General features: G+C 39.0%; 10 protein-coding genes. All 10 read left to right on the top strand.

All coding sequences use genetic code 11. The features are described 5' to 3' along the window. Positions 1–341: 341 nt before the first annotated feature. The 10 genes from C3V44_RS05820 to C3V44_RS05775 all read left to right on the top strand — a co-directional run bounded on the left by C3V44_RS05820 (position 342) and on the right by C3V44_RS05775 (position 14,669). Positions 342–1,022 carry an SIMPL domain-containing protein gene (locus C3V44_RS05820; protein ID WP_106095850.1) on the top strand — a complete coding sequence of 227 codons (681 nt, stop codon included), beginning with the start codon at positions 342–344 and terminating at the stop codon, positions 1,020–1,022. Positions 1,023–1,033: 11 nt separating this feature from the next. Next, positions 1,034–1,159, top strand: a complete 126-nt coding sequence (locus C3V44_RS05815; protein WP_106095849.1) for a FeoB-associated Cys-rich membrane protein — start codon at positions 1,034–1,036, stop codon at positions 1,157–1,159. A 294-nt stretch (positions 1,160–1,453) separates the two neighbouring features. Then, positions 1,454–4,498, top strand: a complete 3,045-nt coding sequence (locus C3V44_RS05810; protein WP_106095848.1) for a TonB-dependent receptor — start codon at positions 1,454–1,456, stop codon at positions 4,496–4,498. A gap of 12 nt (positions 4,499–4,510) precedes the next feature. Continuing rightward, positions 4,511–6,184 (top strand): RagB/SusD family nutrient uptake outer membrane protein, encoded by a 1,674-nt coding sequence (locus C3V44_RS05805; RefSeq protein ID WP_106095847.1) that lies wholly within the window; start codon positions 4,511–4,513, stop codon positions 6,182–6,184. A 19-nt stretch (positions 6,185–6,203) separates the two neighbouring features. Continuing rightward, a complete protein-coding gene (locus C3V44_RS05800) occupies positions 6,204–7,703 on the top strand; it encodes a toxin-antitoxin system protein (protein ID WP_106095846.1) in 1,500 nt (499 codons plus the stop codon). 128 nt (positions 7,704–7,831) lie between these two features. Beyond that, positions 7,832–9,358 carry a hypothetical protein gene (locus C3V44_RS05795; RefSeq protein ID WP_106095845.1) on the top strand — a complete coding sequence of 509 codons (1,527 nt, stop codon included), beginning with the start codon at positions 7,832–7,834 and terminating at the stop codon, positions 9,356–9,358. A gap of 476 nt (positions 9,359–9,834) precedes the next feature. After that, positions 9,835–9,963 carry a hypothetical protein gene (locus C3V44_RS12495; protein WP_256387422.1) on the top strand — a complete coding sequence of 43 codons (129 nt, stop codon included), beginning with the start codon at positions 9,835–9,837 and terminating at the stop codon, positions 9,961–9,963. Between the two features lie 47 nt (positions 9,964–10,010). Next, on the top strand, positions 10,011–10,808 hold the full coding sequence (locus C3V44_RS05785; protein ID WP_015782491.1) for a hypothetical protein: 798 nt from the start codon (positions 10,011–10,013) through the stop codon (positions 10,806–10,808). 49 nt (positions 10,809–10,857) lie between these two features. Continuing rightward, the gene (locus C3V44_RS05780; RefSeq protein ID WP_106095844.1) at positions 10,858–12,324 is read left to right on the top strand and encodes an aryl-sulfate sulfotransferase; all 1,467 of its coding nucleotides are present in this window, start codon (positions 10,858–10,860) and stop codon (positions 12,322–12,324) included. Positions 12,325–12,341: 17 nt separating this feature from the next. After that, the gene (locus C3V44_RS05775) at positions 12,342–14,669 is read left to right on the top strand and encodes a family 20 glycosylhydrolase (protein ID WP_106095843.1); all 2,328 of its coding nucleotides are present in this window, start codon (positions 12,342–12,344) and stop codon (positions 14,667–14,669) included. Positions 14,670–14,723: the final 54 nt, after the last annotated feature.

The raw sequence follows: 14,723 nt of genomic DNA, 5'->3' as shown, positions 1-14,723 counted from the left end.
GTTAACCTAAGTTGTTAGTTATTTTGCGCTCGACAAGTCTAACTCGTAAAACGAGCGATATTAGCAGATAGGAGCACTAAAAACTCAATTAGTATTCACTTAGTATTCAGTTAATCTTTGGTTAGTCTTCATTGTAGAGCCACTGTAGAGCCACTGTAGAGCCACTGTAGAGCCACTCTTCGTTCATCTATCCTATAAGCTTTGTATAGTCCTCTCCCAAATTAACCATTAACCATTAATCATTAACCATTAGCTAATTTCTAAGTTATCCGCCTGCCTATTGTGCTACAACCTCGCACCTTTGGCATATAAATTGCATATAATAAACTAAAAACAAACATATGAAACAGTACATTTTATTATTCTCATTAGTCCCTACAATGGCAATAGCACAAACCCAAACACCTTCAGTGCAAGTGGTGGGTGAAGGCATTGTATATGTTACCTCCGATGTCGTAAACATCTCTATCAGTATAGAAAGAGAAGGACTTGACCTTAAAAATTTGCGACAAAAAAACAGTGAAGAAGTAGCCAAGGTCTTGGAGACTTTGAGTAAAGAACTGCCAAAGGAAAACTTCCAAACCAGCTATGTTTCACTTTATAAAGACGATTATAACAAGATTAATAAATATCGCGTTTTACAAAATATTACTATCAAATTAGAAGATATTAGCAAATACGATAGTTTAATGAACGCTATTTTCGATGCAGGCGTAAACCGTATCAACAGTGTAAGTTTCGATGTGAAGAATAAAGAAAAACATTTACAAGACGCTCGTGTAGCTGCCATTGAAGATGCTCGTAAAAAAGCACTGCTCTATGCGGTAAGTTTAGACCAAAATATAGGTAAAGCCATTGCTGTTAAAGAACTTTCATCAAACTTTAACGATGTACAACCTACTTTCAGATCCAGTAAAATGAGCTTAGGTAATAGCGGAGCAGAAGCCAATGACACCTTAGCAATAGGCAAAATAGCAGTAGAAGCACAAATAAATGTAGCTTTTGAATTACTCAATAAATAGATATTTTTACTATGAGTACACAAGAAATCATCGCTTATATATTAGTTGTTATAGCAGTAGGCTATCTCGTAAAAACACTTTTTTTTAAAAAGAAAAAGAAAAGTTGTGGAGGAGGAACTGATTGTAAGTGTCGATAAAAATAACGAGATTTTTCTCGGCATTGTAATATATTTTTAAATTGCGCAGCCCCCTTTTTGGGGGCTTTTTTATCTTTTATTCTTTTGTTTTTATCTTTTTTCTATTTGTTATAGGCTATTTTTCTTTTTATTACTTTCTTAGAGCTTCTTTTTAGCCTTTGATTATGAATATCTTAAAACTCATTAGACGATTTTAAACCTTTTATAGACGATTTTAAACCTCCATTTCTTCAACTATTTTGTACTTTTGAACCATCAAAACCATACGAAAACAAACGAACAAACAACCATTGTATGAAAAGAAATCTATTTTTATCAGTTCTGTTGTTCTTATTAGTGAGTTGGAGCTATGCGCAACAACGCACTATCCGTGGAACTGTCAGCGATGCTACTACCAAAGAGCCCCTAATGAGTGCTTCGGTAGTAATTAAAGGAACTAGTAAGGGTGTCAGTACCGATATGAGCGGTAAGTATACCATAGAGGTATCGGTAGGGCAAACCTTAGAAGTCTCATTTATGGGTTATGTAACTCAAAATGTAAAAGTAACCGCCAATACACCTTCACCTTTGAATATTGCTCTTGCCGAAGAGCAAAGAAAGTTAGACGAAGTAGTGGTCGTAGGTTATGGTGTTACCAAAGTACGTGATTTAGCAGGTGCTATTACCTCCATCAAAACCAATGATGTAAAAGCAGGGGTGGTAGCCGATATGTCACAGATGTTAAAAGGTCGTGCCTCAGGAGTACAAGTGCGCCAAAACTCACTCGAGCCTGGTGGTAATGTATCTATCCGTGTGCGTGGTGCTTCTTCAGTAAGTGCCGATAACGAACCACTTTATGTAATCGATGGATTCCAAACTGATAATATGTCGCAAATCAGTATAGACGACATCGAATCAATCGAAATCTTAAAAGATGCCTCTACTACCGCTATTTACGGAGCTCGTGGTGCTAATGGGGTTATCCTTATTACTACTAAAAAAGGTAAAGAAGGTAGCTTTAATGTAGAGTACTCTAACCAAACTTCTTATAAGAATATGTACAATCCTTGGGATTTGCTCGATGCTGGAGAAACCATAGCACTTACCCGCCGCTTATATGAACAAACCCAAGACGCCGCTTATGGCAAATGGACAGCTCAACAAGCTACCTATCGTGGTAAAGGTACCGATTGGCTCAAAGAAACCACTCACGATGCCTTTACTGTATTGCATCAACTTTCTGTATCAGGAGGTACTGACCGCTTATCTGCTTTTATGTCAGGTAACTACCTTACCGAGCCTGGTATTCTGCTCAATACCGATTATAATCGTTATGGAGGACGCATCAATTTGCAGTACAAGATAAGTCCGAAAGTAAGAGCGGGTGCTAATATGAGTTTTTCCAAATCTAAAAAGAAATTCTTAGATATGGGTACAGTCTCTTCTGATAAAAATATTATGTATCGTATCTTTAATTTGGAACCTTGGAAAAATAAAGAAGGTTTCGATGTGTTTGGAACTAAAGACCGTCGTCCTGCTGTGTTCGAAGAAATGAGCGGAGCACAACTCTATCGCCATTTTAATACAATGTATGCAACCGCTTATGCCGATATAGATTTGTTGCCTTCACTTACTATCAATGGTCGTTATACCTATGCTTATGACCATTTAAAAACTGAAAAGTATTATGACCGTTCTACTTCTATAGGTCAGTCTTACAAAGGGCAAGCATTCCTCAGTCACGAAGAAAACGTAAAACACCAAATAGAAGGTGTGGCTACTTATCACCCTAAAATGGAAGGTAAACACGATGTAAAAGTAACCGCAGGTACTTCCTATATTTATCAAAGAGGTAAAGGAGATGAAGTGCAAGCCTATGGTTTTGCTTCCGATGTATTCTCTTTCAAAAATATTGGAGCTGCCCAACATTTAGATTGGATAGGTTCAGGTGAATCCTCAATCAAAAAAGCTTCTGTTTTCGGTCGTGCCGAATACATCTTCAATAACCGTTATATTATCAACGCTTCAGTTCGTGCCGATGGTTCATCAGTGTTTGGAGCTGACTATCGTTGGGGTATATTTCCTGCGGGGTCTATCGCTTGGCACTTAGGAGAAGAAGAGTTTATGGAATTTGCTAAACCTCTTTTCTCTCGTATCAAATTGCGCACTAGCTATGGACTTAGTGGTAACGATGGTATCCGCTTTGGTTTGTCACAATACCAATACTCTGTACGCGATGTGTATATTGGTAATGATGTGAACTCTAAAGGTATGTATCCTTCTAATCCCTACAATCCAAAACTCCGTTGGGAAACCACTGCACAATGGAATGCCGGTATCGATTTAGTGGTTGGTAGAGTAGAAGCCAGCTTCGATTATTATATCAAACGCACTCACGACTTGTTAAACCCTGACCCTATTCACCCTTCAGGAGGTTTCCCTAACTATGTGAATGACGGTCGCCGTTTTGAGTATACCGCAATGATGGTAAACGATGGTGAGATTGAAAACCGAGGCTTTGAAGTGGCTATCAAATCTACCAATATCAATAAAAACGATTTTGTGTGGACTACAGCATTTAACCTCTCTCATAACCGCAGTGAGGTATTGAAACTCAACAATGGAAAACCACGCTTTCAGTATATACGTCCTCACGGTTCTTATGACGAAAAAGAATATATGATGCTCAAAGAAGGAGAACCTCTCAGTGCTATCTATGGTTATGAGTTCGATGGTATCCTTCAAGAAGGTGAAACTTATGCACCACAGCCTAACTCAGCACCTGGTGACCCTAAGTTTAAAGACCTTAATGGTGATGGTAAAATAGACGAAAAAGACCGTACTGTATTGGGTACTGGTATCCCTAAAACTATCATAGGTCTTAACAATAGTTTTACCTATAAAGGGTTTGACTTCTCTTTCTTCTTTGAAGCCTCATTAGGAGCCAAGATGCTTAACTTAACTCGTATTTATTTGGAAGATAATAACCGCCTTTCAGATTCAGCTGACCGTTGGACAAAAGCGCACGCTTCTAACAGTGTGCCTCGTAATGGTTATCAAAAAACAGCTAAATTGCAATATGGTTCTTATGTGAACTCTCGTTTTGTAGAAGATGCCGATTTCGTAAAATTGCGCAATGTTGAGTTAGGATATACCTTCACAGGCAGTCAATGGAATATGAAAACTCTTAAAACAATGCGTGTGTTTGTAGGAGGCCAAAACTTGCTTACCTTCACTAAATACCAAGGTTTCGACCCCGATATCAGTACCAATGGTAGTAGTGCTATTGCACAAGGTTTGGATTTAAACTCTTATCCTGCTTACAGAACCATTAACTTTGGAGTGAAATTAACTTTTTAACGCAAAAGAATAATGAAAACGAATTATAAACTATATACATTGGTAGGTCTTTTAGGACTCTCGTTTACTGCTTGTGAACTCAAAGAAGATTTAAGTTCGGTTTACAATGCCAATAACGCCTATACTACCGAAGAAAATGCACAAGAAGGTGTAAACGGAATTTACCGTTATCTTCTTGGGGCTACACACACAAGCAACTTCTATATCAACGATATGTCTACTGATGACTGTTTTAAAGATGGTATTGCTTTCGAGATATACAATGAAAACGGTCTCTCTGGCAACGTAGAACTTGCGAGATGCTACAATGGTAACTGGCAAATGATTGGTTGTGCCAATACTGCTATTGACAATATCTCAATGATTCCCGAATCTCGTTTCAAAACCGCCGATAGGAAACCAGAACTCTTAGCCGAAGCCCACTTTTTGCGCGCTTTTGCTTTCTATCAGCTTACCAATGCTTTTTATCGAGTACCTTTGATAACAAATGGTTTCTACGAAGCTGATGCTAACCCTACTTTGGCTACTGTTGAGGAATTAGATGACCAAATAGAACAAGATTTGCTCATTGCTACTAATAACCTTCCCGATGAATGGGGTACTACAACAGAGGGAGCTTCAGGTCGTCCTACCAAAGGCGCGGCTTATGGCTATTTGATGCGTCTTAATATGCGTAAAGCAGGGCGTTTGCGTGAAGAAGGTAAAGATGCTACTGCTGCTTGGCAAGCTGCTTTAATGTATGCAGACCAAGTGATAACCTCAGGTAAATACGCCTTACAAGCTAAAGTGTTTGATGTGTTCGACCCTTCTAAGCCAGAAACCTTAAATAATAACGAGATTATCTTTGCTATACGAGCAAGTGATAAAGTGCCTTCAGGTTCTTCAGATTTAGCTTTGTATTTCACTCCTTGGGAATATGATATGGGCTGGAACAATATCAATATGCCTCTGGAATTGTACTGGAAGTTTGATAGTGACGACCAACGTCTTAAGGAACTTATTGTAACTTCTTTCAAGAACGTGTACGGAAAACCTATAAAGTACATATCTCCTAAACTTAATGAAGTAGGAACGCTTAGGAATGAAAAAAGTAATCCGCAAATAGTAGAGAATGATGCGGTATATACTAAAAAGTACAAATATACCAAACCAGGAACCTATAATTATAATACACCTAATAACCTCATCTTATTGCGTTATGCTGATGTATTGCTTTGCAAGGCTGAAATCCTTAATGAGCTCAATGGACCTACTCAAGAATCAGTGGATTTGATTAATAAAATTCGTGAGAGAGCTTTTGAAAATAGCAACCACAATTATACCTTGGCAAACTTTGCTTCTAAAGAAGATATGCGTAGTAAATTGTGTGATGAACGCTTGTTTGAGCTTAATATGGAGGGAGTCCGTCGTGTAGACCTTATCCGTATGGGATTATGGAAAGACCGCTTAGATGCTTATATGGATCTTGTTAAACAGAAATTGGAAACTAAAGAGGCCAATCTAAATGCCAGAAGAGACCCTAATGTAGTAAAAAATCCTTATGATTTGAGTCCTGAATGGAAAGTGTATCCTAAGTTCAGCAATCCGTTTAAACCTTATGACAAACGTAGGTATTACCCTATACCAGGGGTGTATAGTAACAAATTCCCTGACCTACAAAACAACCGTTCTTTTAGAGAACAATAATTCTTAAATGTAAACTCATATGAAAACCTATACAAAACCAATACTGATGGCTGTTGCGATGCTTAGTATGATAGGCTGCGACAAGAGCGATGTAGATGGGCGTTTTAGCGATAACCCACGCAGTGAGATAGGAACTCCACAAGAAGGCAGTTTGGTTACTGCTAAGCAAGTGAAGTGGAACTTTGATAATACCAATGATTGGCTTAATGCCAGCCAAGGAGAACAGGCTAATATTTCACAAACTTCAGTGGAGAGCAATACACAAGCTGAAGATGGTAAAGTAGTGAAAATATTCACTAAAGCAGGTACCAAAGAGCGTAAAAAGCTCAAAACTAAAAAACAATACGGAGCAGGACTCTACACTTGGCGTGCCTATATCTCTGATTTAGGAACTACTGAACGTGTGAGCATAGGCTCTTGGTTGTGGAATAGCGATAAACACGAATTGGACTTCGAGGTAGGTTCTGGTACGACTAAAGACCGTGATGCCTTAGCAGCTGCTGATGATGAAGTGATTGCTTATATTACCAGCCAGGATAACCCAGCTTTACACCAAAAGGTAAAAATCAAGAAGAATGCGTGGCATACGTTCCAAATTGACCTAAAATTAGCAGGAGGAAAGTATTTTGCTACTTGGCTTATTGATGATGTAAAGTGTGCCGCTCAGCAACTCACTTATGGGCAAGAGCACCCTTTTTATATCTTTTGTAGTACTGAGAACTTGAAGTTTGTAGGCGATAGCTGGCCTTATAAAGATAATTATGGCTTATGGGATTATGTAACCTATACTCCCTACTCATATTCTATGGAACCTACAGAACCTCAAAACCAACTTAACCCACCTGACCCAGAACCAGAACCAGATACAGGAGAAGTAAAGAAATGGACTTTCAACAGCTTCCCCGACGATTGGTTGAAATGGGGTATTGCTAAAGTAGATAGTGGTAAATTGGTGTTAGGAGTAGATAGTGGTAATACTATTGCTAAGGTACAATACAAGTTGGGTATGAAAATGGGCTATGGAAAATATACGTGGTCTGTCCGCTTCCCCGATGTATCAACTATTCCTGCGGGTACTCAATTCCAATCAGGAGCTAATCTTTATTATTATGCAGAAGATGAAAAAGGGAAAGTAACCGAACGCTTCTTTTTAATGATGGCTCGTATAGGCTCAGAAGAGAATCGCACTCGTTTAGGAGCTAAACCCAATCAGTTATTGCTATATATACAAGGAGCTGAACCTGCGGTAGATGAATATGTTGGCTTATTAGATGCTAACAAAGACTACAAACTTACCATCGACCTTAAAAAAGTAAATAACAAGTATACTATTGTTTACTCTATTGATGGTAACGTATTAAAAACTTTAGTTGCAAATTATGGTGAAGATGAATTTAAGTTCTTCTTTATAGCCGAAGCAGCTGCTAATAGACCTTGGATGAAATGGGCTAAACTCGATAAAGCTCTTACAAAACACTTAGAAACGAAGTTTAACTTTATTGAATATACCGCCTATTAGTAGTAATTGATGTTTATCTATAAATGGCAAATTGATTTTTCTGAGGCTGTCTCACCTCCAACAACGAGACAGCCTCTTTTTCTTAAAAAGGAAACTAAGAATAAAGCATACAACTTAATGATTTTAGTATGAAAAAAACATTTATTTTTTCATTGATGACCTTGTTCATCTATGTTGGTTGTAAGATAGATTCTGAGGAAACTAAACGCAACGCAACAACTACATCAAGCGATGGACAATCGCTTAATGCCGCACAACAAGCTCAAAAAGGGGTAATGTTTTGGGAGTTTGATGCTCCTTCTAACGATTGGATAGAAGCCAATCAGAACAGTAAGCCTAATTGCTATAAGATACAACATAGCCCTGGCTGTACAAACGGTGGACTTATTATTCACACAGAGGTGAATACTTTGCAACGCAACAAACTCAAAACTGTAAGACAATATGGAGCGGGAGTATATGAATGGAGATTGTATGTTCCTAAATTGGAAAAAGGAGCCCAAACAAGTGTGAATTGCTTTCTTTACAAAGATGACAGTCACGAATTGGCTATCAAAGTCTATTCAGGAAAGAATGCGGAACGCTCTCAAATGAGACTTACTGATAATCAAGTAATAGCAGAATTGGGTGGTTACGGAATGGCCACTAAAAAGATAGCTATTACCCAACAAGATTGGCATAGGTTTAAGATAGAATTGAAGTTAGTGAATGGTAACTATCACGCTATCCTTACAGTAGATGGAAGAGAAGGAAAGGATAAATTGGAAGGAACACTTGATTATGGTCAAGACAACCTTTTCAATATCTTTTGTAGTGTAGAGAACTTACCAAAAGTAGGTGATAGACCTGCTACCACTCCTACAACAGGTGTATGGGATAATGTTAAGTATACGCCCAATGGTGGAGCTGTAGTTCCTACACCTAAGCCTACACCTAACCCTAAGCCTGATAATCCTGTTGGAACTTACAGATGGCACTTTGGTTCTTATCCTCTTTCAGATTGGATTTTAGCCAACCAAGAACCTAATAAGAATGTAGACCATTGTTCATCAGTTTATAAAGATGGTTGTGACGATGGTAAGGCTTTGAAGATATGGACAAAAGCAGGGACAAAAGAGCGGAAAAAATTAAAGACAAAACAAATGTTTGGTGCAGGGATTTACACTTGGCGTGTTTTCATTCCTACAATGAATATTGGTGAAAGAGTGAGCGTAGGTTCTTGGCTTTATAACGATGACCAACACGAAGTAGATTTTGAGGTTGGTTCAGGGACTATTAAAAAAAGAGAAGAAGCTCACGCAACGAAAAACAATCAGTTGATAGCTTATATTACAAGCCAAAATAATCCAGAACTACATCACGATACTGAGATTGTTACAGTTGATAGGGTAAATAAAGGATCGTGGCATACTTTTCAGATAAGATTGGAAATAAATCAAGCTATTAATGGTCAGAACTATATCATTACTTGGGCTATAGACGGAGTAGACCGTTATAAGTCAAAACTAAACTATGGACAAGAAAAATTATTTCATATATTTTGTAGTGTAGAGAACTTAGACTTTTTAGGAGAACGTCCTACTACAGAAGATGTTGTAGGCTTATGGGATTATGTAACTTATCAACCATATCCTTATTCTTATAAACCTCGCTAATAAAACGAGACTTACATATTGCTTTTATAAATGGCTGGTAAAGGGGTTGTAATTATCTACCTTTATAGAATATTAATAGAATTGCTTTGTTGTTAGTTAAAACGGTATTCATTACAACCCTCACACCAGTTTGTATAGTGAAAAGTGAAAAATTATTAGGATAATGAGCTTTTGAGCTTTTCGGAAGGAAACGGAGATTTTCAAAAGGAGGAATTTAGATAAAAGGTAAAAGATGAGCTGTAAATTGGGTGGGGTTAGCTTATAGAGAGCTTATAGGAAGCTTATACGAATCTTGGACGATTGGTATAGAAAGGGTATGTAAGTAATTGATTAATACTGTAATACAACAAAGCAAAAAACGGCAAAAACGGGGTTTCGAGGCGAAAGAAAGAGGGATAGGCAATAGGTCTTAGGTCATAGGCACTAGGGAGGGAGTATGACGGAAAAGGTGAAGTGTAGCGATGCAATAACGAATAATGAACGAAGAAACAACGAAGGAAAGACGAAGAAACAACGAAGAAACAACGAAGAAACAACGAAGGAAAGGCGAAGAAAGAACGAAGAAAGAACGAAGAAACGGAGAAGGAATAGCGAAGAAACAATAAAGCAAAAGAGAAATTTAAATAAAGCAAAAACGAAAAAATAAAAGCATATGAAACGAGTAAATCTATTTTTAATGGCAATGTGTTGGACAGCTTTTGTAAGCTGTAGCAAACAATCGAGTGATATTCCTGAGGTGACCATTGATAAAACCAAAGTGATGCGATGGGATTTTAAAACGCTTGACGGTTGGTTATTAGGTAATCAGGACGAGGATTACCCACAAGGGAAGGACAAAGAAACTTATGCCAAAGTGGTAAGTGATTCTTATGCCAAAGATGGTTGGGCACTGAAAATATGGACGAAAGCTCATACTGAACAACGCAAAAAACAAAAAACAGTACACCGTTACGGGGCAGGTATTTACACTTGGCGCGCTTACATTCCGCCGATGGAAACAGGAGCTTGGGCAAGTATAGGCTCTTTCTTGTATAACAGTGAGGGGCACGAAATAGATTTTGAAGTAGGCTCGGGTGATGCCAAACGCAGGAAGAAGTTGGGCGCAAAAGAGGGTCAGGTAGTGGTGTTTATGACCAGCCAGAATAATCCTTGGAAGCAAAATGCTGAGGTGCTTATAGACAGCGACCAATGGCATACTTTTCAGATTAAATTAGCTATCAATCCGCAGAACAACCATTATATTGCTACGTGGCTCATCGATGGGGTACAACACCTTCATACGGAGCTCAACTATGGGCAGCAGTATCCTTTCCGTATCTTTTGCAGTGTAGAAAATATAGATTTTATAGGCGACCGTATTCCTACCAGAGACCATTATGCCTTGTGGGATTATGTGACATATGAACCTTTTAGTAATGCTATTGAGCCTGTAAATCCCGATAAAGACTAACGCTTTTTTCTTATTGAAATAACATATAGGAACAAGAAAGATTTAAAATATGAGAAAATCGATTATTATTTTGTTTTTAATCATAGGGGGGGTATTAGTTTCTTGTAAAAAAGACGAACTTTTTATCCCTAAAAAAGAAGACCCTATTCCCCCTAAAAAAGAAGACCCTTTTACCCCTCCGTATCAGAGTAATCTTACCGATTTTGAGGTGTCTTTGAGCAAGACGAATAACCTTCGCGCGGAAGTAACTGCAACTTTCAGCGGAGAAACGTCCTTCCATATAGCTTATTGGGAAGTGAACCACCCGGCACAAGTACAGCAAACCAATACCTATCAGGGCAAAGGGATAGAACGTAAAACGCTATTGTTCCTCAAACCCGATAGGCAATACAGTTGCCAAATCATTACCGAGAAAGGAGATAAGTCGGCAGTGAAAACCTTTAAAACAAAAAGTGTGGAGGCTTTTCTTCCTAATGCAACATTACTGATAGACGACCTAAAAGAAGATATAGGTGGTTATTTTTTTGCAAATGCCCGTATGAATGGTACAAAAGCCATCTATCTGACAGATACAAAAGGAGTAGTAGTATGGTATGAGCAAGTGCCCGAAGAGCCTTTGGTCGTAAATTACGATGCACAGCGTCAGCAGTTTTACATTCTTACCAATCCTGCTTACCCTGTTGGAAGTCCTTATACTTTCAATGCTAAAAGTATTAAAATTATAGACCTCTTTGGGGAGGTAGTATTTCAAAAAGACTTTGCTACTGTTCCTGCACTTAATGGACGGGAAGTGCATCACGAGTGTCGCCCTATGCCAGATGGCAGTATAGGATTAGTAACCTATATTGATAAAACTTTCGACCTCACTGCACAAGGCGGTACAACCACCGATACTGTAAAAGGTGATGGTTTTGTGATTATGAATAGAAGAGGAGAAATCACCCAGCAATGGAGTTGTTTTGATTATGTAGACCCCACTACCGATCCTAATATAAAAATACAAGGGGTAAAAAAAGATTGGCTACACGCCAACTCCTTTAACTACGATAGCGAAGGTAATTACTATATGACGTTTAATCGTTATGGAGAACTTTGGAAAATTGACGGTAAAACAGGGAAGTTACTATATCGCATAGGCGAAAATGGCACCATAAAACCTGAGAAAAAATACTTTACTCACGGAATGCACTGTGCTAACCCGAAAGCACCTAACGAGGTGTTAGTGATTGACAATGCGCGTTCAGATTCCGATACGGGCTCGAGAGCTATTTTGTATAAAGTGAATGAACAAAGCAAAACAGTAACAGTTCCTATGGCAGTAGCACTTCCCAAAGATTTATCCTCATCAAACCGTAGTAATGCACAATTTATAGGTGAGGACTTACTACTAATCACGTTGAGTACCAAAAAACAAATAATCATTACCGACCGCAACGAAACACCCACCATAAAACGTTCTTTTATGTTGCCTTTTACTTTTTATCGAGCACAATATATCCCAACTATTAAATATTAAAAATCAAAACACCACCAATGAAAAAACTTATATTTAGTTTAGTAACACTATGTCTTATGGCTTGTAAAGGCACTGAGCCTGTAATTCATTACGAGGTAATTCCGCTACCACAATCCATTAGTTATACCCATCAGAAACCTTTTGAGCTCGATGCTCAAACCGTGATTACCTATCCACAAGGTGATGCCTTACTACAAAGGAATGCCCAATTTCTTGCCTCTTATCTTAAAGAAATCACAGGGCTTACTCTTACCACTGAGCCCAATGTAAATAGGGGGAAGGTTATTCGTCTTAAAACCGACCTTAAAAAAACTAACCAAGAGGCTTATCAACTTACTGTAGCAAGTGAGCAAATTACTATTGATGGAGCAAGTCCCGCAGGTGTGTTCTACGGCATACAAACCTTGCGCAAGTCGATTGACGTAACAGAACCTAAATCCTTAGCGTTCCCTACGGCTGTGATAGACGATGCGCCTCGCTTTGCCTATCGGGGAATGCATTTTGATGTGAGCAGGCATTTCTTTACAGTAGATTTTATCAAGCAGTACATTGATATACTCGCACTTCATAACCTCAATAAGTTCCATTGGCACCTCACCGATGACCAAGGGTGGCGTATAGAAATCAAAAAATACCCTCGCCTTACTGAGGTAGGTTCAACACGCAAAGAAACGCTTATTGGGCATTTGCTCAAAGATAAACCCCACCAATTTGATGGTAAACCTTATGGCGGGTTCTACACCCAAGAACAGATTAAAGAGATTGTAAAATATGCCCAAGACCGCTATATTACGATTATTCCCGAGGTAGATATCCCTGGACATACCTTAGCTGTGCTCACGGCTTACCCTGAGTTGGGTTGTACAGGCAAGGACTGTGCAGTAGGTACCAAATGGGGCGTTTTCGACGATGTACTTTGTGCCGGCAATGAGGCTTCTTATGAGTTCTTAGAGGGCGTATTCGACGAAATTACCGAACTTTTCCCCTCTAAATATATTCATATAGGAGGTGATGAGTGTCCTAAAACACGTTGGAAAGAGTGCCCTAAATGTCAGGCTAAAATTAAAGCATTGGGTTTAAAAGGCGACGCTGAACACACTGCCGAACAGAAACTACAAGGCTATGTGGTATCGCGCGTAGAGCAGTTTCTCAAGAAGAAAGGTAGAGAGGTAATAGGCTGGGACGAGATTTTGGAGGGAGATAACATTTCACAAGACGCGATTGTAATGTCGTGGCGAGGTACCGAAGGAGGTATAGCCGCAGCACAACGCCACAACCGCGCTATTATGACCCCGCATTACAGTTTGTATTTCGACTATAATCAAGGCGAAGACCCTAGTAAAGAACCACTGTCCATAGGTGAATACCTCCCCGTGAAAAAGGTGTACGACTATGAGCCTATCGACCCTAAACTCACTCCCGAACAAGGTAAATATATCTTAGGAGCACAAGCTAATTTGTGGACAGAGTACATCGCGAGTCCTGCACACGCCCAGTATATGCTCTTGCCTCGCTTGGCTGCCTTAGCTGAGGTACAATGGACAGCCCCAGAGAAAAAGAACTATGCCGACTTTTTGAAGCGTTTAGGCAACTTACTCAATTACTACCAAAAAGAGGGATATCATTATGCCAAACACGTGTTGGGTGTTACACCTGTCATTCAGCCCGCTCCTAAGAAAGATGGCATTCAGGTAGAACTCCTCACCGTAGGCGATGGCAAGGTGTACTACACCACCGATGGCACTACTCCTGATGCTACCAAAACGCTTTATACCCAGCCTATCAAACTCAGCAACGAGGTGCTGTTAAAAGCAGTAGCTGTGCATAAAGATACTATAAGCGGAGTGTTTAGCTACCAGTCGTTATTTAATAAGGCTACTTACAAGCCTATACAATTACTCACTGAAACTAATCCTAAATACACTTTTGGAGGGGCTACTGCCTTAGTAGATGCCCAAATAGGTGAAGATTCTTATATCGATGGACATTGGGTGGGCTTTCCTGGTCGAGTGGGAGTAGAAGCAGTAATCGATTTAGGTAAAGAAGAAGAAATTAGCAATCTCAAAACAGGTTCTTTGTCCGATACGCCTAACTGGATATTCCCAGCCTCAGAAGTTGCTATTTACAGCTCTGCTGATGGAAAAAACTTTCAGCTCATCACTCAGCAACCTTTGAAGATAGCCCAGAAGACCGACCCTATTAAGCGCGTGCCTATCAGTTTGAACTTTGCTAAAACTAAAACTCGCTATGTGAAAGTAGTGCTCAAAGGTACTGTAATCCCTGAATGGCACGAGGGTAAAGGCACGCCAGCCTTACTATTTGTAGATGAAATCCAACTGATGTAAAAATATATATTTTTCATATGTAATATTGCTTTTATTTAAAATTTGTGTACTTTT

The organism is Capnocytophaga sp. oral taxon 864, assembly GCF_002998835.1.
GTDB lineage: Bacteria > Bacteroidota > Bacteroidia > Flavobacteriales > Flavobacteriaceae > Capnocytophaga > Capnocytophaga ochracea.
This window is presented reverse-complemented; position numbering and strand designations above follow the sequence as displayed.

Bases quoted from the DNA above. Each gene is read 5' to 3' on its own strand.
- C3V44_RS05820 (WP_106095850.1), top strand. From the start codon at position 342: ATGAAACAGTACATTTTATTATTCTCATTAGTCCCTACAATGGCAATA.
- C3V44_RS05815 (WP_106095849.1), top strand. From the start codon at position 1,034: ATGAGTACACAAGAAATCATCGCTTATATATTAGTTGTTATAGCAGTA.
- C3V44_RS05810 (WP_106095848.1), top strand. From the start codon at position 1,454: ATGAAAAGAAATCTATTTTTATCAGTTCTGTTGTTCTTATTAGTGAGT.
- C3V44_RS05805 (WP_106095847.1), top strand. From the start codon at position 4,511: ATGAAAACGAATTATAAACTATATACATTGGTAGGTCTTTTAGGACTC.
- C3V44_RS05800 (WP_106095846.1), top strand. From the start codon at position 6,204: ATGAAAACCTATACAAAACCAATACTGATGGCTGTTGCGATGCTTAGT.
- C3V44_RS05795 (WP_106095845.1), top strand. From the start codon at position 7,832: ATGAAAAAAACATTTATTTTTTCATTGATGACCTTGTTCATCTATGTT.
- C3V44_RS12495 (WP_256387422.1), top strand. From the start codon at position 9,835: ATGAACGAAGAAACAACGAAGGAAAGACGAAGAAACAACGAAGAAACA.
- C3V44_RS05785 (WP_015782491.1), top strand. From the start codon at position 10,011: ATGAAACGAGTAAATCTATTTTTAATGGCAATGTGTTGGACAGCTTTT.
- C3V44_RS05780 (WP_106095844.1), top strand. From the start codon at position 10,858: ATGAGAAAATCGATTATTATTTTGTTTTTAATCATAGGGGGGGTATTA.
- C3V44_RS05775 (WP_106095843.1), top strand. From the start codon at position 12,342: ATGAAAAAACTTATATTTAGTTTAGTAACACTATGTCTTATGGCTTGT.